Here is a 17,455-nt window from a genome sequence, read left to right as displayed (position 1 = left end):
CTCACGACAAGAATCTCTGAGGACACGCCACGATGACGCGCCTGCTCGCCACCCTCTGCCTGACCACGGCCCTCTGCCTGCCGATGGCCGCCCGCGCCGACGATGCCGCCGAGCGCATCGCCGTCGCCAAGGACCTGGTGCAGAAGACCACGATCAAGAACCTGGAGGTCGGCTTCACGGGTGCCCTCGAGAAGACCGTCGCCCCGATGAAGGAGGACAAGGCCGAGGCGATCCGCAAGGAGATCCGCGCCGAGTTCGACAAGCAGCGCGAGACGATGCTGGACGGCCTGTCGAAGGCCTATGCCGAGAAGTTCACGCTCGACGAGCTGAAGCACCTCGCCGAGATCTACGGCGACAAGACCTATCAGAAGTTCCAGACGGTCAATGCCGACCCGGCCTCCACCGTGACGACGATCACGCAGGCCTCGGTGACCAAGCTCCTGAACATGCTGGCCATCGCCTCGGCCGGCGACTCGGCCGCCAACGCCGCCCCGGGCGCCCCCGGCGCGCCGATGCCGATGCCGGCGCGCTGAGGCGGACCGACGGGAATCCCGATGGCCGGCTCAAGCCACATGCGCGCGGGCGAACCCGCCCGCCGGAGAGCCGGCCACCGGGAAGCCGCGGACCTGGGGCAGCGCCTCCAGGTGGGGCTTGGCGAAGTGGTAGCCCTGGAACAGGCTCGCGCCGAGGCTGCGCAGGGTGGCGAGTTCGGACGCCGTCTCGACGCCCTCGGCGATCACCGCGATGTCCAGGGAGCGGGCGATGCCGATGATGCCCGCCACGATGATCTGGCGGCGCTGGTCGGTGTCGATGCCGCGCAGCAGGTCCATGTCGATCTTGATGAGGTCGGGCTGGAAGTTCGCCAGCAGGCTGAGGCCGGCGAAGCCCGCGCCGAAATCGTCCAGGGCGGTCAGGAAGCCCTGGCGGCGATACTCGGCGACTATGCGCGAGACGTGGGCGGTGTCGCGGAACTTCTCGTTCTCGGTGAACTCGAACATGATCCGGTCGTGGGCGAACCCCGCCTTGCGGGCCGCCTCCAGGGACGAGCGGATGCAGGCCGCCGGTTCGTAGACGGCGTTCGGCATGAAGTTGATCGACAGGCGGGTCGCGTCGTCGGCCGGGAACAGCTGCCCGGCGAGCTCGATCGCCTTGACCCTCGCCGCCTGGTCGAACCGGTAGACGGTCTCGGGCGTCACGCGGCCGAGAATCGAGGCGGCGGATTCACCCCCCGGGCCGCGCACGAGCGCCTCGTAGCCCCAGACCCGGTTGGCCGGGAGGTCGAGGATCGGCTGGAACGCCATGGTAAAGGTGAAGTCGAGTTCGGCGCCCTCGCGGCAGCCCTGGCAGCCGGTCCGTGCGGTCATGGTCGAGTCCTGTCGCGGAAAGGTGCCCCCCGGCAATTCGAGTTGCCACCGCAAGTTTTGACATTGGCTTAAGCTCGCAGGCCGACGCCGCTCACCCGCCGCATATTCGAGGATCAGTGATGAATCTGACCAACTTCCGACTCGAAACCGACGCCGACGGGATCGCATTGGCGACCTGGGACATGCCCGGCCGCTCGATGAACGTCTTCACCGACGCGGTGATGGACGAGCTGAGCCAGGTGGTGGACGCCGTGGTGGCCGACCCCGCCATCAAGGGCTGCGTGATCGTCTCGGGCAAGGACAACTTCTCGGGCGGCGCCGACCTGACGATGCTCCAGGGCCTCGGCCGCGCGTTCGAGAGCCTGAAGGCCGAGCGCGGCGAGGAGGAGGCGATGCGCCACTTCTTCGAGGAGTCGCGCAAGCTCAGCCTCGTCTTCCGCAAGCTCGAGACCTGCGGCAAGCCCTTCGCGGCGGCGGTTCACGGCATCTGCCTCGGCGGCGCATTCGAGCTCGCCCTCGCCTGCCACCACCGGGTGCTCTCCGACGATCCGAAGACCCGCGTCGGCCTGCCCGAGATCAAGGTCGGCCTGTTCCCGGGCGGCGGCGGCACCCAGCGCGTCGCGCGCCTGATGCAGACCGGCGACGCCCTGCAGATGCTGTTCAAGGGCGAGCAGATCCGTCCGCTGATGGCCCGGAACATGGGTCTCGCCCAGGAAGTCGCGGCCAAGGACGAGATCGTCGCCAAGGCCAAGGCCTGGATCGCCGCCGGCGGCTCGGCCGTCGCGCCCTGGGACCAGCCGAAGTTCAAGGCGCCCTCCGGCAAGGTCTACTCGCCGGCCGGCATGATGATCTGGCCCCCGGCCAACGCCATCTACCGGCGTGAGACGCACGACAACTACCCCGCCGCCAAGGCGATCCTGGCCTCGGTCTACGAGGGCTTGCAGCTGCCGATGGATCAGGCCCTGCGCGTCGAGAGCCGGTACTTCGCCCACATCCTGCGGACGAAGGAGGCGGCGGCGATGATCCGGACGCTGTTCCTCTCCATGGGTGAATTGAACAAGGGCGCGCGCCGTCCGAAGGACGTGCCGGCCACCAAGGTCCAGCGGGTCGGCGTCGTCGGCGCCGGTTTCATGGGAGCGGGCGTCGCCTACGTCACCGCCAATGCCGGCATGGAAGTCGTCCTAGTCGACCAGTCGATGGAATCCGCCGAGAAGGGCAAGGCCTACGCCCACAAGCTCGTCACCGACCAGATCAACAAGGGCCGGGCGAAGACCGCCGACCGCGACGCCCTCCTGGCCCGCATCAGCGCCAGTGCCGACTACGCCGACCTCGCCACCTGCGACCTCGTCATCGAGGCGGTGTTCGAGGACCCGAAGGTGAAGGCCGAGGTCATCGCCAAGGTCGAGGCCGTGATCCGGCCGGAGACGATCTTCGCCTCCAACACCTCCACCCTGCCGATCACCGGCCTCGCAAAGACCTCGGCCCGGCCGGAGCAGTTCGTCGGCATCCACTTCTTCTCGCCGGTGGAGAAGATGATGCTGGTCGAGATCATCAGGGGCGACCAGACCGGCGACGCCGCGCTGGCCACGGCCCTCGACTACGTCCGGGCGATCAAGAAGACCCCGATCGTCGTCAACGATGCGCGCGGGTTCTTCGCCAACCGCTGCGTCGGCGCCTACCTGCTCGAGGGCCACAAGATGCTCAACGAGGGCATCCCGGCGGCGATGATCGAGAATGCCGGCCGCCAGGCGGGCATGCCGGTCGGTCCCCTCTCGCTGACCGACGAGGTGGCGGTCGACCTCGCCCTGAAGATCGTCAAGGCGACGGAGGCGCAGCTCGGAGCCGACAGCATCGACCCCGCCCAGAAGGCGCTGCTCAGCACTCTGGTCGAGGGCGAGGGCCGGCTCGGCCGCAAGAACAAGAAGGGCTTCTACGACTACCCCGAGGGTGCCCCGAAGCGCCTGTGGCCGGGCCTCTCCGGCCTCCAGGCGACGAAGGTCGACCCCGACGCGGTGGACTTCACCGAGCTGAAGCAGCGCCTCCTCGTAGTGCAGGCCCTCGAAGCGGCCCGCACCGTCGGCGAGGGCGTGGTCACCGATCCGCGCGAGGCGGATGTGGGCTCGATCCTGGGCTTCGGTTTCGCCCCCTTCACCGGTGGCGCCCTGTCCTACATCGACTTCATGGGCGCCCAGGCCTTCGTGACGCTGGCCCAGGGCCTCGAAGCCAAGCACGGGCCGCGCTTCGCCGTGCCGCAGAACCTCCTGGACATGGCCGCCCGCGGCGGCACGTTCTACGGCGACGCGGCGGTGAAGAAGGCGGCGTGAGGCGGAAACGCCGCCCGGCTTGAACCCGGGCGGCACGCATGGCGGGCGGGGGCGGTCGCCGCCTCACCCCACCGAGGCGGCCGTCATCCGGATCCGCAGCACCTCGACGTCGTCGTGGTTGCTCGACAGCAGGTCGGTGATGTCGCCGGCCAGCAGCGCCTTCACGTGGCGGCACCGGGTGCCGTAGCGGCCGGCCATGCAGGTGCAGCGCAGGTGTGGGCCGCCGGTACGATCCTCCAGGGTCACGGCGTAGCGGTTGCCGCTGCTGCCGCGCACCGCGAAGTGCAGGCCCGCCGCGGCGCTGGACCGCGCGCCCGCGGCGAGGCTGGCCCGTTCCGTCAGGGAGCCCGGCCGGCTGCGCGGCGGCAGGGCGAGATCGGGCCCGGCCGGCACCGTGGTGATCGGCAGGCGGAGCGCCCGCGACAGGGCTGGCACATCCGGCGCACCGGTTTCCCGCACGGCCGCCAGGGCGATCTCCGCACAGGCATAGGCGTCCTCGCCCGCATCGTGGTGCGCGAAGCGGATGCCGAGGCGCGCCGCGACCTTGCCGAGGCCGCAGCCCTCCTCCGCCGGGAACACCCGCCGGGCGATCTGCAGGGTGCAGAGATAGGCGAAGGCCGGCGGCCGGTGCCCGTACGCGGCCAGGGACGCCCGCAGCACCCCGAGGTCGAAGCCGGCATTGTGGGCGAGGATCAGCCCGGAGGCGAGGTCGGGCAGGAACTCCGCCATCACGGTGGGGAAGTCCGGCTGGCCGCGCACGTCCGCCGGGAGGATGCCGTGGACCCGGATGTTGCCCGGCGAGAAGCGCAGCTCCGGCGGGCGGATCAGCCGGGATTCCCGCCGGACGACCCGGCCGCCGGCGATCCAGGCGAGCCCGACGGCACAGGCGCTGTCGCGCCGCTCGTTGGCGGTCTCGAAGTCGAGGGCGATGACGGTCATGCGGAAATCGCGGGGCCCTGTGCCGGCCGGACGCGGCCAAGCGCCTGCGGGTGCAGGACCCCGAGTCTAGGCGTCCGCGATTCCCGGCTCAAGCACTGGCGACGAGCGCCAGCCATGCCTCCTCGCTGATGACCTCGACGCCGTGCTTCTGGGCGTCCGTCAGCTTGGAACCGGCGCCCGGCCCCGCCACGACGAGGTCGGTCTTGGCCGAGACCGAGCCCGAGACCTTGGCACCCAGGCGCTCCGCGGTGGCCTTGGCCTCGGACCGCGTCATCCGTTCCAGGCTGCCGGTGAACACCACCGTCTTGCCGGCGAAGGCCGTGGCGGTGGCCGGGGCCGCCATCGGCTCCGTCCGGACCTGATCGAGGAGCGCCCGGACCGCCCCGTCGTTGTGCGGCTCGGCGAAGAACGCGATCAGCGAATCCGTCGCCACCGGGCCGATCTCGCCGTCATCGGCGAAGTGGCGGTAGGCATCCCCGGGACGCTGCTCGGCCGCCCGTGCGAGGGCCGCCGCGATGGCCTCCTCGTCGCCGTAATGGCTCAGGAGGCTGGCGCGCTGCGGCGCGGACAGGCGCACGCGTCCCTGCGGCTGCTGGGTCTCGGCCTCCTCGTCCTCGCCGGTCTCCGGCTCGCCGCCGGCGCGGGGATAGCCCAGCTCCAGCAAGCGGTCGCGGGTGGTCGGGCCGATGCGGGGTACGGCGGAGAGCTCGATCCAGTCCGCCCCGGCCTGATCGCGGGCCGCGGCGGCGACGCCCGCCATCAGGGCGGGCATGTCGGGGAAGCGCTTCGCCAGAGCCTTGGCGGTGGACTCGCCGATCTCCGGGATGCCGAGGGCGAAGAGAAAGCGGTTCAGGGGCAGGGTACGGCGATCCTCCACCGAGGCGAGGAGGTTCTTGATCGCCTTGTCCTCCTCCTCGCCCTTCTTCTTGGTCGGCTTCTTCGGGGCGGGGGTACCCTCGGCCCGGCGCTCGGCGGAGAGCGCCTCCCGCCGCGCCACGATGGCGGCCTTGAGCGGTTCGAATTCCAGGCGGAACAGGTCGGCGGGCTGGCGCACCAGCCCGGCCTCGAACAGCACCTCGATATAGGTCTGGCCGAAGCCCTCGAGATCGAAGCCGTTGCGCGAGACGAAGTGCTTCAGGCGCTCGACCCCCTGCGCCGGGCAGATCAGGCCGCCGGTGCAGCGGCGCACGGCGTCGGGCTTGCCCGTGCGCGGGTTGATCTCGCGCACGGCGCGGCTGTCGCAGGCGGGGCAACGGGTCGGGAAGGCGTAGGGCTTCGCATCGGCCGGGCGCTTCTCCAGCACGACATCCATCACCTTCGGGATCACGTCCCCGGCCCGCTGGACCACCACCGTGTCGCCGACCCGGATGTCGCGCCCGTCGCGGATCGGCTCGCCGTCGGCCCCGACGCCCTGGACGTAGCCCTCGTTGTGCAGGGTGGCGTTCGAGACCACCACGCCGCCCACCGTCACCGGTCGCAGCTTCGCCAGCGGGTTCAGGGAGCCGGTGCGCCCGACATTGATCTCGATGTCCTCCACCACCGTCAGCGCCTTCTGGGCGGCGAACTTGTGGGCGAGCGCCCAGCGCGGCGAGCGCGAGACGAAGCCGAGGCGGCGCTGCAGGGCCAGGTCGTCGACCTTGTAGACGACGCCGTCGATGTCGTAGCCGAGGTCGGCGCGCTCGGCCTCGATGCTCCGGTAATGCGCGATCATCGCCGCCGCATCGGGGCAGAGCGTCGTCCGGTCGTTGACCGGCAGGCCCCACTCCGAAAACCGCTCCAGCACCCCGTGCTGCGTGCCCTCGAACGCCGGCACCACCTCGCCCCAGGCATAGGCGAAGAACTTGAGCGGCCGCGCCCGGGTGATCTCGGGGTCGAGCTGGCGCAGGGAGCCGGCCGCGGCGTTGCGGGGATTGGCGAACAGGGCCTTGCCGGCCGCCGCCTGGCGGGCGTTGATGGCCGCGAAATCCGCGTGGCTGAGATAGACCTCGCCGCGCACCTCGCAGACCGGTGGAACCTCCGCCCCGGCGAGCCGCTGCGGGATATCGGAGACCGTGCGGGCATTGGCGGTGACGTCCTCGCCCACCTCGCCGTCGCCGCGGGTCGCCGCCGTGACGAGGCGCCCGTCCTCGTAGCGCAGGGCCAGGGAGAGGCCGTCGATCTTCGGCTCGGCGGTGAAGGCCAGGGGCTCGGCCTCGGGCCAGTTCAGGAAGCGCCGGACCCGGGCCACGAACTCCGCCACCTCCTCGTCCGCGAAGGCGTTGCCGAGGGAGAGCATCGGCACGGCGTGACGCACCTTCGCAAATTTCTCCGAGGGCTTGGCGCCCACCGACGCGCTGGCGGCGCCCGTTCCGGCGAGATCCGGAAACCGCGCCTCGATCTGCTCCAGGCGCCGGCGGAGGGCGTCGTATTCGGCATCCGTGATCTCGGGCGCATCCTCCTGGTGATAGAGCCGGTCGGCCTCGGCGATCCGTTCGGAGAGGTCCGCATGCTCGGCCCGCGCCGTCTCGGCGGTCATCGTCTCGAGGCTGTCGGCGGGGCTGTCTGCGGGCATGGAGCGGCTTCGTGATCGGGGGCGGGCGCGGCGTCGGCTTATAGCAATCGACAACCGTCCCGGCACCGGCCAAGGTTCCGGTTCGTTCAGAGCTCTGCACAGGCCTGTAACCCCCGCGCCCGCCGCGCGAATACCGTCCAAGACCCCGCACGCCCCGGTGGTCCGCGACGCCGGCTGCGACCCCGCGCCACCTCACGGATCCCTCCCGGCCCCTATCTTTCGACCCAGTCGCCCAACGATCCCGGATCGCCATGCCAGCCCTGCCCGTCTTCTCCGCGCCCTGGCGCGACCGCACCGGACGCGTCTCCGGCCTGAAGCTCGCGACCTTCCTGTTCGCCCTGGCCCCGGGCCTGTGGCTCGCCGGGGCCTACGCGGCCGACGCCCTCGGGGCGAAGCCCATCACGGCGCTGCTCCACGGCACCGGCAAGTGGGCGGTGCGCTTTCTTATGCTGTCCCTGGCGGTGACGCCCCTGCGCCGCATCGCCCACGCGCCGAAGCTCATCCTGGTGCGACGCATGCTCGGCCTGACGGTGCTGGCCTACGGGCTCATCCACCTGATGCTCTACGTCGTCGACCAGAACTTCGTGCTGACCAAGGTCGTCAGCGAGATCGTGTCGCGGATCTACCTCACCATCGGCTTCGTGGCGCTGCTGGGCCTCGTGATGCTCGGCGTCACCTCCACGGACGGGATGATCCGGCGCCTCGGCAAGGCCTGGCCGCGCCTGCACAAGACCGTCTACGTCATCGCGATACTGGGCCTGATCCACTACTACCTGCAGGCCAAGATCGACGTCTCCGACCCGGTGTTCTGGACCGGGGCCTTCCTGCTGCTGATGGGTCACCGCGCCATGCAGCGCTTCGGCTGGCCGACCAACCCGCTGACCCTCGCGGGCCTCGCCGTGGCGGCCGCCCTCCTGAGCGCGCTGCTGGAAGCAGCCTGGTACGGCGTCGCCAGCGGCATCCCGGCGAGCCTCGTCCTGTCGGCCAATCTCGATGTCCCGGACACCATCCGTCCCGCCTGGTGGGTGCTGGCCCTCGGCCTCGCCGTGCCGGTCCTCAACGCCGTCCGGGCCCGGATGGACAAGAGTGGGCGCGGCAAGGCGAAGGTCGCGCCGGCTTCGCGCCCCTCCCCGGCGCCGGCACCCGCGCGGGAGGTCGTGGCGGCGCGCTGACGGCCGGCGGGCGAGCTTGCTCCGGGTCCGCAGACTTGCTCCGGATCAGCGGCACGCGCATGTAGCGCCTGTCGCCACGGAGGGGGGAAAGCCCGCATGCGGATTCGGATCTTGCGGGCTGCGGCCCTCGGCCTCGGCACCCTGGTGTCGGTGAACGCGGCCCGCGCCGCCTGCACCCTGCCGGAGCCGCCCCCGGCGACGGCCCGTCCGGCCAAGCCCCCGCTCCCGGCCAAGCCCGCCTGCCTCGACGCCAAGGGGGGTTGCCCCGGCTGGGAAGCCTACAGCTACAACGACGCGATCAAGGCCTACAACGAGAAGGCCGCCGCGTTCCGCCCCCTGGCGGAGGCCTACGTCAAGGCGCTGAACGCCTACGTGAAGGCGAGCAGCGACTACGCGCAGTGCGAGGTGAAGACGCTGCAATAGGGACGCGGGGCGCCTTCGGCGAACGCCGCACGCGTGTTACGGCTGGACGTCACCGCCTGCCTGGCCGAGCCCTGAGGTCGGCGGCCGTCGCTTGACCCCCGCCGGGGGCGGTGCCACAGCCCGCGCAGTTTCCGCTCACCGCCAGACTGGACGGCCCGATGCCCGACTCCCTCGACCTGCTCGTACTGGGCAACGCCATCGTCGACCTCATCGCCCGCACCGAGGAGGACTTCCTCGCGGCCCAGGGCGTGCCGAAGGGCGCGATGCAGCTGATCGACGAGGCGCGGGCCGAGTCGCTCTTCGCCGCCATGGGTCCGGCCACGATCGTGTCGGGCGGCTCGGGCGCCAACACGGCGGTGGGCGCGGCGATGCTCGGAGCCAAGACCGGCTTCGTCGGCAAGGTCCGCGACGACGAGCTCGGCGGCCTCTTCGCCCACGATCTGAAGGCGACCGGCGTCCGCTTCCCCGTGGCCGCCGCCACCGACGGACCGGCCACCGCCCGCTGCTTCATCCTGGTGACGCCCGACGGCGAGCGCACCATGAACACCTATCTCGGCGCCTGCCAGGGGCTCTCGCCGGCCGATGTCGACGAGGCCACCGTGGCCGCCGCCCGCGTGGTCTACCTCGAGGGCTACCTCTGGGACCCGCCGGCCGCCAAGGATGCGTTCCGCAAGGCCGTGACCATCGCCCACGACGCCGGCAACGCCGCGGCCCTGACCCTGTCGGACGCCTTCTGCGTCGGGCGCTACCGGGAGGAGTTCCTGGGCCTGATCCGCGACGGCAGCATCGACATCCTGTTCGCCAATATCGGCGAGCTGCAGAGCCTCTACGAGACCGACGACGCCGAGGTCGCGATCCGCGCCCTGCGCGAGGAGAGCGCGGCCCGCGGCCGGGACCTCCTCGGCCTCGTCACCCGCTCGGCGGACGGCGCCCTCGTGATCCAGGGCGGTGCGGTGCAATCGGTATCCGCATCCCCGGTCCACGAGCTCGTCGACACCACGGGCGCGGGCGACCTGTTCGCGGCGGGCTTCCTCGCCGGCCATGCCCGCGGCCTCGACCATCGCGACAGTGCCCGTCTCGGGGCGCTCGCCGCCGCCGAGGTGATCCAGCACATCGGCGCCCGGCCCCAGCACGACCTCGTCGCCCTCGCCAAGGCCCAGGGCCTGCTCTGAGGGACCGCGCGGCCCGTTCGTCCTCCCCCCTCTCCGGGGGGAGGCGGATCCGGATCGCGCCCCCCCGGCCAGGAAAACTCATAGCCCCAGCAGCACCTTGCCGACGGCCTCGCGCCGCTTGAGGATGCCGAGGGCCTCCGCGTAATCGGCGAGCGGGTATTCGCCGTGCACCTTCGCGGTGAGGCGCCCCTCCGCCACCCAGGCCAGGAGCTGCTCCTGGTTGGCCCGGTGCGCCTCCGGCTCGCGCTCGACGAAGACGCCCCAGTGCACGCCCTGGATGTCGATCCCCTTGAGAAGCGCCAGGTTGAGCGGGATGCGCGGGATGTCGCCGGCGGCGAAGCCGATGACAAGGTAGCGCCCCTTCCAGCCGAGCGACCGCAGGGCCGGCTCTGCGTAGTCACTGCCGATCGGGTCGTAGATCACGTCGACGCCGGCCCCCTCGGTCAGCGTACGCAGGGCCTCGCGCAGGTTCTCGGCCGCGTAGTCCACCGCCATCGCGGCGCCATGGGCCTGCGCCGTCGCCAGCTTCTCGGGGGAGGACGCGCAGGCGATGACCCGGGCCCCCATGATCGCCCCGAGCTCCACCGCCGCGAGGCCGACGCCGCCGGAGGCCCCGAGGACCGCCAGGGTCTCGCCCTGCTGAAGATTGGCCCGATCGCGCAGGGCATGCAGCGACGTGCCGTACGTGATGGTGAGCCCGGCGGCCTGGGCGTCGGAGACCCCGTCCGGCACGGGGGTGAGGTGCCGGGTGGCGACGGCGATGCGCTCGCGGCAGGTGCCGAATTTCCGATGGACGATGACCCGGTCGCCCACCGCGAAGCCCTCGGCGCCTTCGCCCAGGGCCTCGATGACGCCGCAGGCCTCGCCGCCGGGTGAGAACGGCAGCTCGGGCTTCACCTGGTAGCGGCCGGCGATGATGAGAGTGTCGAAGAAGTTCAGCGCCGCCAGGGTGATGCGGACCACGGCCTCGCCCGGCCCAGCCACCGGATCCGGCAGATCCGCGAGTTCCAGATCCTCCGGTCCGCCGAGACGGGTACACAGCAGCGCCTTCATGCCCAAACCTCCCTGGATCGTCGTCTCGGCGCTTGCACCGGCGCGGGCGTCCGCGCAAGCGCCGAGGCCGTCAGGGGCGCTCGTAGGTCCCGATGAGGCAGCCCTTGGCGAGAACGCGGTCCGCCATCGCCTCCAGGAGCGCGCCGCGGCCGGGATGCTCGGGCAGGTCCAGCGCCCGGTCGAGGGCGTAGGCCTGGAACAGGTAGGCGTGCGGGCCGTGGCCGGTGGGCGGATCGGGCGGCAGCCAGCCCGGCTTGAGGAAGCTGTTCTTGCCGAGATCGAGCGCCGATTCGGACTGGCTCGCCGCGCCCTCCGCCAGTGGGGCGCTCGGATCGAGGTTCCAGGCGATCAGGTGGACCAGCGGGTTCGGCGTGGGGCTGCCGGCGTCCTCGCACAGGAGGACGACCCGGACCGTACCGGGCGGCAGGCCGGTCCAGGCCAGGGGCGGCGACGCGCCGGCGCCGTCGGCGGTGAAGCGGGCCGGCATCGCCGTCCCGTCCGTGAAGGCGAGGCTGGTGAGGCCGAGGCCCTCCGGCACGGTGGCGAAGGTGGTCCGGTAGGCAGTCTTGTCGAGCCCGGCCTTCAGGCCTGACAGGGCGGCGCCCACCGCGTGCGGAATCTTTTCGAGCAAGGTCGGTCTCCCATGAGGTCTGCCGACCAACCGCGGGCGCCTCCGAAGGTTCAGACCGGGTGCCCGCCTGCGGCCGGGTGCGCGGCCGCAGGCGGGCGCTGCGCCGTGATCATGTAGTTCACCGCCGTGTCGCGGCTCGCCCGCCAGGAGCCGTCCAGGGGGTTGAGCACCACCCCGGTCGTGTCGGTGACGGTGAGGCCGCCCGCGCTGACGGCGCGGCCGAGCTCGTCGGGCCGCACGAACTTCTCCCAGTCGTGGGTACCCTTGGGCAGCCAGCCGAGGACGTACTCGGCCCCGACGATCGCCAGCGCGAAGGAGCGCAGGGTCCGGTTGAGGGTGGCGGCGAACAGGAGGCCGCCGGGCTTCACCGCCCGGGCCGCCTGCGCCACGAAGGCCGGCATGTCCACCACGTGCTCCACCACCTCCATGGCGAGCACGATGTCGAAGCGTTCGCCCCCCGCCACCACGTCCTCGATGGTGCGGGCGCGGTAATCCACCGGCACGCCCTCGGCGTCGGCATGGGCCTGGGCGACCTTGATGTTGGTCGGTGCCGGATCGAGGCCGGTGACCTCGGCGCCGAGCCGCGCCAGGGGTTCGGACAGGACGCCGCCGCCGCAGCCGATATCCACCAGGGTCAGGCCCTCCAGGGCGAAGGGCGCGCGCGGATCGCGCCTGAAATGCCGGCAAGCCGTGTCGCGGATATAGGCGAGGCGGACGGGGTTGAAGCGGTGCAGCACCCGCATCGGTCCGGCCTCGTCCCACCAGGTCGCCGCGATGGCTTCGAAGCGAGCGACCTCGTCGCGGTCGATGGAGGCGCCTGTGGGTCCGGTCATCGTCTCGGCATAACTCGTGCAGGGTGGGCGCGTCCCATTGTTGACACGCCCGGGCGGCCCTTGTACCCGCCGAAGCCCTGTCCGGTACAGCAGCCAAGCGACGCGGCAGGCCGTTCGGGTTCCGGGAAATCCGTCCCGCGGCCCGCCGAATCCCTGGTCACGCTCGATCCCCGGCTCAAGCGACGTGTCGCGGACGCGACAGGCTCCGTCTGGTGAGAACATGCCCCGTCTGGTGATGAAGTTCGGCGGTACGTCCGTCGCCAATGTCGAGCGCATCCGCAACGTGGCGGCCCACGTGGCGCGCGAGGTCGCGGCCGGCTACGACGTGGCCGTCGTGGTCTCGGCCATGTCCGGCAAGACCAACGAACTCGTCGCCTGGGTCAAGGACGCGAACCCGATCTACGACGAGGCCGAGTACGACGCCGTGGTCGCCTCCGGCGAGCTCGTCACCGCCGGCCTCCTGGCCATCGCGCTCCAGAAGAACGGCATCAAGGCCCGCTCCTGGCAGGGCTGGCAGATCCCGATCCTGACCTCGGACGCCCACGGGTCCGCCCGGATCGAGGGCATCGACGGCGCCCGCCTCGATGCCGGCTTCCAGCGCGGCGAGGTCGCGGTCATCGCCGGCTTCCAGGGCATGCACGAGGCCACCGGCCGTGTGACCACCCTCGGGCGCGGCGGCTCCGACACCAGCGCAGTGGCCATCGCCGCCGCCATCGGCGCCGAGCGCTGCGACATCTACACCGACGTCGACGGCGTCTACACCACCGACCCGCGCGTGGTTCAGAAGGCCAAGCGCATGGAGCGCGTGACCTTCGAGGAAATGCTGGAGATGGCGTCCCTGGGCGCCAAGGTCCTGCAGGTCCGCTCCGTCGAGCTCGCCATGGTTCATCGCGTGCCGACCACGGTGCGCTCCAGCTTCGATCCGCCGGACAACGCCCGGCCCGGCACCCTCATCTGCGACGAGGACGACATCGTGGAACAGCAGATCATCACCGGGATCGCCTTCTCCCGGGACGAGGCGCAGATCACGCTTCGTCGCGTGAAGGACAGCCCCGGCATCGCCGCCGCGATCTTCGGACCGCTGGCCGACGCCAACATCAACGTCGACATGATCATCCAGACCGTGTCGGGCGACCAGTCGACCACCGACATGACCTTCACGGTCCCCTCGGCCGATTACGACCGGGCGCGCAAGATCCTCGACGCGCAGAGCGGCGCGATCGAATTCGCGCAGATCGAGGGCGCCACCGACGTCGTGAAGGTCTCGGCCATCGGCGTCGGCATGCGCAGCCACGCGGGCGTCGCGGCCAAGGCCTTCCGGGCCCTGGCGCAGAAGGGGATCAACATCCGGGCGATCACCACCTCGGAGATCAAGTTCTCCGTGCTGATCGATGCCGCCTACACGGAGCTTGCCGTTCGCACGCTCCACTCGCTATACGGCCTCGACCAGGCCTGAAGACCCGGAGCGCGCGAACGCCCGCGCGCCAACCGGACACGAGGCCGAAGCCGGATCGAGGAGACCATGCCCGCTGCGCCCGGAGGCCCGCGCCTGCTTCTGCGCCGCCTCCGCGAAGCGATGGCGGAGCCGGTCAGTCCACAGGCTCGTCTCGACCGCATCGTCACGTTGATCGCCGCCAACGTGATCGCGGAGGTGTGCTCGGTCTACGTCCTCAGCGATGACAACATCCTCGAACTGTTTGCAACCGAGGGTCTGAACCGGGAGGCGGTCCACCTGACCCGCCTGCGGGCCGACGAGGGCCTCGTCGGCCTCATCGCCAAGACCGCCGAGCCGCTGTCGCTCTCCGACGCCCAGTCCCACCCGGCCTTCTCCTACCGCCCGGAGACGGGCGAGGAGGCCTATCACGCCTTCCTCGGCGTGCCGCTCCTGCGCGCGGGCAACACCCTCGGGGTGCTCGTCGTCCAGAACAAGACCTACCGGGTCTATTCGGAGGAGGAGATCGAGGCGCTCCAGACCACCGCGATGGTGCTCTCGGAGATGATCGCCTCGGGCGAGCTGCAGGCGCTGGCGCCGGGGGCCGGCTCGGCCGCGCGCCGCCCGGTGAGCCAGCGCGGCGTCGCCCTGGCCGACGGCATCGGCCTCGGGCACGTGGTGCTGCACGAGCCGCGCATCGTCATCAAGCAGCTCATCGCCGAGAATGTCGACCGCGAGGTCGAGCGCCTGGAGCAGGCCATCGGCGAGGTGCGCTCGGCCATCGACGACCTCGTGGAGCGCGGCGACATCATCGGCACCGGGGAATCCCGCGAGGTGCTGGAGACCGTGCGGATGTTCGCGCACGACAAGGGCTGGCTGCGCCGGATGCGCGAGGCCGTGCATTCGGGCCTGACCGCCGAGGCCGCCGTCGAGCGCGTCCAGTCGGACAACCGCGCCCGGATGATGCGGCAGAGCGACCCCTATCTCCGCGACCGCCTGCACGACCTCGACGACCTCGCGAACCGCCTGCTGCGCACGCTGATCGGCGCCGAGGGCAACGGCGCGCAGCGCGTGCTGCCCGAGAACGCGATTCTGGTGGCGCGCTCGATGGGTCCGGCCGCCCTCCTCGACTACGACCGCACGGCTTTGCGCGGCGTCGTGCTGGAGGAAGGCGGGCCGACGAGCCACATCGCCATCGTGGCCCGGGCGCTGGGCATCCCGGCGGTGGGCGAGATCGCCAACGCCACCGCCCTCTGCGATGCGGGCGACGCGATCATCGTCGACGGCGCCACCGGCGAGATCCAGGTCCGGCCCGGCCCGGAGATCGAGGCGGCCTATGCCGAGATGGTGCGCCTGCGCGCCCGCCGGCAGGAGCAGTACCGGGCGCTGCGCGACGTGCCGGCCGTGACCCTGGACGGCACGCAGATCGGCCTGCAGCTGAACGCCGGCCTCCTCATCGACCTGACCCACCTGCACGAGACGGGTGCGGACGGCATAGGCCTGTTCCGTACCGAGCTGCAGTTCATGGTGGCCCAGCGCATGCCCTCGGCCGCCGAGCAGCAGGCGCTCTACGAGGCCGTCTTCGCCGCCACCGGCGACCTGCCGGTCACGATCCGCACCCTCGACATCGGCGGCGACAAGATCCTGCCCTACATGCCGGCCCTCGAGGAGGAGAACCCGGCCCTGGGCTGGCGCGCGATCCGCATCGGCCTCGACCGCCCCGCCCTCCTGCGGGTGCAGCTCCGCGCCCTGCTGAAGGCGGCCGGCGGCCGGGCCCTGAAGATCATGTTCCCGATGGTGGCGACGGTGGACGAGTTCACCCGCGCCAAGGCCATCGTCGAGCGCGAGAAGGCGCACCTGCGCCGGCACGGTCACGCCCTGCCGAGCGACTGCAAGCTCGGCGTCATGGTCGAGGTGCCCTCGCTCCTGTTCCAGATCGACGAGATCGCCAAGGCCGCGGACTTCCTGTCGGTGGGCTCCAACGACCTGATGCAGTTCCTGTTCGCCGTCGACCGCGAGAACCGTCGCGTGGCCGACCGCTTCGACACCCTGAGCGTTCCGGCCCTGCGCGCCTTCCGCGTCATCGCCGAGCGCGCGGCCGCCGCGGGCTGCCCCGCCACCGTCTGCGGCGAGATCGGCGGACGTCCCCTCGAAGCCATGGCCCTGATCGGCCTCGGTTTCCGTCACCTCTCGATGTCGCCGGCCGCCATCGGCCCCGTGAAGGCCATGGTGCTGGGTCTCGACGTCCAGGCGGTGGCGGCCTTGCTCGACACCGAACTGGCCCGCGCCGGAGACGGCGCCAGCCTCCGTCCGGCCCTCGCGGCCTTCGCGAAGGCGCAGGGCGTGCCCATCTAGCCTCGGCGTACCTATCTCAACGGGTCGTGCCGCGGCCCCGTCGTCGACGAAGGCCTCCGGCCCGACGAGCCCTTGTTCTGATGAGAGTTTTCCACGGGCGATGACCCCCATTCCTGCAGAGCGTCTCGACGCGATCCTGACGCGCCACGACATCGTCACCGCCACGCTGAGCGCCGGCTCGGCGGATTCCGATACCTTCGTGCAGCTGTCGCGCGAATTGTCGGAGTTGGAGAGCGTCGTCGCCGCCATTCACGCTTACCGCGCCGCCGCGCAAAACCTCGCCGACATCGAGGCGCTGATCGACGAGCCCGGCAGCGACTCGGAGATGCGGGCGCTCGCCGCCGACGAGAAGCCGGAGGCCGAGGCCGGGCTGGAGGCCGCCCACCGCGCGCTCCAGCTCATCCTGCTGCCGAAGGATTCCGCCGACGAGAAGAGCGCCATCCTCGAAATCCGCGCCGGCACCGGCGGCGACGAGGCGGCCCTGTTCGCGGGCGACCTCTTCCGGATGTACGGCAAATACGCCGACGCCAAGGGCTGGAAGGTCGAGGTGATTTCCGAAAGCGAGGGCACCGTCGGGGGCTATCGCGAGGTGATCGCCGAGGTGAAGGGCAAGGGCGTGTTCGCGCGCCTCAAGTTCGAGAGCGGCGCCCACCGGGTGCAGCGCGTGCCGGACACCGAGACCCAGGGCCGCATCCACACCTCCGCCGCCACCGTGGCGGTGCTGCCCGAGGCCGAGGAGGTCGACATCGTCATCAACGACGCCGACCTGAAGATCGACACCATGCGCTCGCAGGGCGCCGGCGGACAGCACGTCAACAAGACGGAATCGGCGATCCGCATCACTCATATGCCGAGCGGCATCGTGATCTTCGTCCAGGAGGAGCGCTCGCAGCACAAGAACCGCGCCCGCGCGATGTCGCTGCTGCGCTCCAAGCTCTACGACGCCGAGCGTACCGCCAAGGACGCGGCCCGGGCCGCCGACCGCAAGTCGCAGGTGGGCTCCGGCGACCGCTCCGAGCGCATCCGCACCTACAACTTCCCCCAGGCCCGCGTCACCGACCACCGCATCAACCTGACTCTCTACAAGCTCGAGGAGGTTCTGGCCGGCGAGGCGTTGGACGAGCTGGTCGATGCCCTGGTCACCGAGCATCAGGCCGAGCTGCTGGCCGCCGAGGGCATGGCCTGACCCGGATGGACGCGCCGGAG

General features: G+C 71.2%; 14 protein-coding genes. 8 read left to right on the top strand and 6 right to left on the bottom strand.

Annotated features, from left to right (window positions below):
• The first annotated feature begins 32 nt into the window (after nt 1-32).
• Nucleotides 33-533 carry a DUF2059 domain-containing protein gene (locus AC1MGR_RS06820; protein ID WP_480234083.1) on the top strand — a complete coding sequence of 167 codons (501 nt, stop codon included), beginning with the start codon at nt 33-35 and terminating at the stop codon, nt 531-533.
• Between the two features lie 30 nt (nt 534-563).
• Here AC1MGR_RS06820 and AC1MGR_RS06815 read toward each other — a convergent pair whose 3' ends face one another.
• Nucleotides 564-1,364: an EAL domain-containing protein gene (locus AC1MGR_RS06815; protein ID WP_480234082.1), complete on the bottom strand. Its 801-nt coding sequence runs from the start codon at nt 1,362-1,364 to the stop codon at nt 564-566.
• A 119-nt stretch (nt 1,365-1,483) separates the two neighbouring features.
• On the opposite strand from AC1MGR_RS06815, the gene AC1MGR_RS06810 reads away from it, so the two are divergent.
• Complete coding sequence (locus AC1MGR_RS06810; RefSeq protein ID WP_480234081.1) at nt 1,484-3,688, top strand: 3-hydroxyacyl-CoA dehydrogenase NAD-binding domain-containing protein; 2,205 nt, start codon at nt 1,484-1,486, stop codon at nt 3,686-3,688.
• 63 nt (nt 3,689-3,751) lie between these two features.
• Here AC1MGR_RS06810 and AC1MGR_RS06805 read toward each other — a convergent pair whose 3' ends face one another.
• On the bottom strand, nt 3,752-4,627 hold the full coding sequence (locus tag AC1MGR_RS06805) for a 3'-5' exonuclease (protein WP_480234080.1): 876 nt from the start codon (nt 4,625-4,627) through the stop codon (nt 3,752-3,754).
• A gap of 88 nt (nt 4,628-4,715) precedes the next feature.
• The gene (gene ligA / locus AC1MGR_RS06800; protein ID WP_480234079.1) at nt 4,716-7,178 is read right to left on the bottom strand and encodes an NAD-dependent DNA ligase LigA; all 2,463 of its coding nucleotides are present in this window, start codon (nt 7,176-7,178) and stop codon (nt 4,716-4,718) included.
• Between the two features lie 251 nt (nt 7,179-7,429).
• Here ligA and AC1MGR_RS06795 point away from each other — a divergent pair, with 251 nt between their 5' ends.
• From AC1MGR_RS06795 to AC1MGR_RS06785, 3 genes are all read left to right on the top strand, one after another.
• Nucleotides 7,430-8,350 (top strand): protein-methionine-sulfoxide reductase heme-binding subunit MsrQ, encoded by a 921-nt coding sequence (locus AC1MGR_RS06795; protein WP_480234078.1) that lies wholly within the window; start codon nt 7,430-7,432, stop codon nt 8,348-8,350.
• Nucleotides 8,351-8,446: 96 nt separating this feature from the next.
• A complete protein-coding gene (locus AC1MGR_RS06790) occupies nt 8,447-8,773 on the top strand; it encodes a hypothetical protein (protein ID WP_480234077.1) in 327 nt (108 codons plus the stop codon).
• Nucleotides 8,774-8,931: 158 nt separating this feature from the next.
• On the top strand, nt 8,932-9,945 hold the full coding sequence (locus AC1MGR_RS06785) for an adenosine kinase (protein WP_480234076.1): 1,014 nt from the start codon (nt 8,932-8,934) through the stop codon (nt 9,943-9,945).
• 78 nt (nt 9,946-10,023) lie between these two features.
• Here the strand turns inward: AC1MGR_RS06785 and AC1MGR_RS06780 are convergent, their stop codons facing one another.
• The 3 genes from AC1MGR_RS06780 to ubiG form a co-directional block, all read right to left on the bottom strand.
• Nucleotides 10,024-10,998, bottom strand: a complete 975-nt coding sequence (locus AC1MGR_RS06780) for an NADPH:quinone oxidoreductase family protein (RefSeq protein ID WP_480234075.1) — start codon at nt 10,996-10,998, stop codon at nt 10,024-10,026.
• A gap of 70 nt (nt 10,999-11,068) precedes the next feature.
• Nucleotides 11,069-11,629 carry a YbhB/YbcL family Raf kinase inhibitor-like protein gene (locus AC1MGR_RS06775; protein ID WP_480234074.1) on the bottom strand — a complete coding sequence of 187 codons (561 nt, stop codon included), beginning with the start codon at nt 11,627-11,629 and terminating at the stop codon, nt 11,069-11,071.
• A gap of 50 nt (nt 11,630-11,679) precedes the next feature.
• Nucleotides 11,680-12,462: a bifunctional 2-polyprenyl-6-hydroxyphenol methylase/3-demethylubiquinol 3-O-methyltransferase UbiG gene (ubiG, locus tag AC1MGR_RS06770; RefSeq protein ID WP_480234073.1), complete on the bottom strand. Its 783-nt coding sequence runs from the start codon at nt 12,460-12,462 to the stop codon at nt 11,680-11,682.
• A gap of 220 nt (nt 12,463-12,682) precedes the next feature.
• Between ubiG and AC1MGR_RS06765 the strand changes: the two genes are divergently transcribed.
• The 3 genes from AC1MGR_RS06765 to prfA all read left to right on the top strand — a co-directional run bounded on the left by AC1MGR_RS06765 (nt 12,683) and on the right by prfA (nt 17,435).
• On the top strand, nt 12,683-13,918 hold the full coding sequence (locus tag AC1MGR_RS06765; RefSeq protein WP_108037949.1) for an aspartate kinase: 1,236 nt from the start codon (nt 12,683-12,685) through the stop codon (nt 13,916-13,918).
• Nucleotides 13,919-13,984: 66 nt separating this feature from the next.
• Nucleotides 13,985-16,249, top strand: coding sequence for a phosphoenolpyruvate--protein phosphotransferase (gene ptsP / locus AC1MGR_RS06760; RefSeq protein ID WP_108037951.1), 2,265 nt, complete (start codon nt 13,985-13,987; stop codon nt 16,247-16,249).
• A 100-nt stretch (nt 16,250-16,349) separates the two neighbouring features.
• The gene (gene prfA, locus AC1MGR_RS06755) at nt 16,350-17,435 is read left to right on the top strand and encodes a peptide chain release factor 1 (RefSeq protein ID WP_480234072.1); all 1,086 of its coding nucleotides are present in this window, start codon (nt 16,350-16,352) and stop codon (nt 17,433-17,435) included.
• The last annotated feature ends 20 nt before the right edge of the window (nt 17,436-17,455 follow it).

Source organism: Methylobacterium sp. BI1 (genome assembly GCF_056680125.1).
Note: the sequence above shows the minus strand (reverse complement) of the source record. Positions and strands in the feature narration are given on the sequence as shown.

What these genes read in the sequence shown, in the direction of transcription:
- AC1MGR_RS06820 (WP_480234083.1), top strand. Translation starts at nt 33, where the DNA reads ATGACGCGCCTGCTCGCCACCCTCTGCCTGACCACGGCCCTCTGCCTG.
- AC1MGR_RS06815 (WP_480234082.1), bottom strand. Translation starts at nt 1,364, where the DNA reads ATGACCGCACGGACCGGCTGCCAGGGCTGCCGCGAGGGCGCCGAACTC.
- AC1MGR_RS06810 (WP_480234081.1), top strand. Translation starts at nt 1,484, where the DNA reads ATGAATCTGACCAACTTCCGACTCGAAACCGACGCCGACGGGATCGCA.
- AC1MGR_RS06805 (WP_480234080.1), bottom strand. Translation starts at nt 4,627, where the DNA reads ATGACCGTCATCGCCCTCGACTTCGAGACCGCCAACGAGCGGCGCGAC.
- ligA (WP_480234079.1), bottom strand. Translation starts at nt 7,178, where the DNA reads ATGCCCGCAGACAGCCCCGCCGACAGCCTCGAGACGATGACCGCCGAG.
- AC1MGR_RS06795 (WP_480234078.1), top strand. Translation starts at nt 7,430, where the DNA reads ATGCCAGCCCTGCCCGTCTTCTCCGCGCCCTGGCGCGACCGCACCGGA.
- AC1MGR_RS06790 (WP_480234077.1), top strand. Translation starts at nt 8,447, where the DNA reads ATGCGGATTCGGATCTTGCGGGCTGCGGCCCTCGGCCTCGGCACCCTG.
- AC1MGR_RS06785 (WP_480234076.1), top strand. Translation starts at nt 8,932, where the DNA reads ATGCCCGACTCCCTCGACCTGCTCGTACTGGGCAACGCCATCGTCGAC.
- AC1MGR_RS06780 (WP_480234075.1), bottom strand. Translation starts at nt 10,998, where the DNA reads ATGAAGGCGCTGCTGTGTACCCGTCTCGGCGGACCGGAGGATCTGGAA.
- ubiG (WP_480234073.1), bottom strand. Translation starts at nt 12,462, where the DNA reads ATGACCGGACCCACAGGCGCCTCCATCGACCGCGACGAGGTCGCTCGC.
- AC1MGR_RS06765 (WP_108037949.1), top strand. Translation starts at nt 12,683, where the DNA reads ATGCCCCGTCTGGTGATGAAGTTCGGCGGTACGTCCGTCGCCAATGTC.
- ptsP (WP_108037951.1), top strand. Translation starts at nt 13,985, where the DNA reads ATGCCCGCTGCGCCCGGAGGCCCGCGCCTGCTTCTGCGCCGCCTCCGC.
- prfA (WP_480234072.1), top strand. Translation starts at nt 16,350, where the DNA reads ATGACCCCCATTCCTGCAGAGCGTCTCGACGCGATCCTGACGCGCCAC.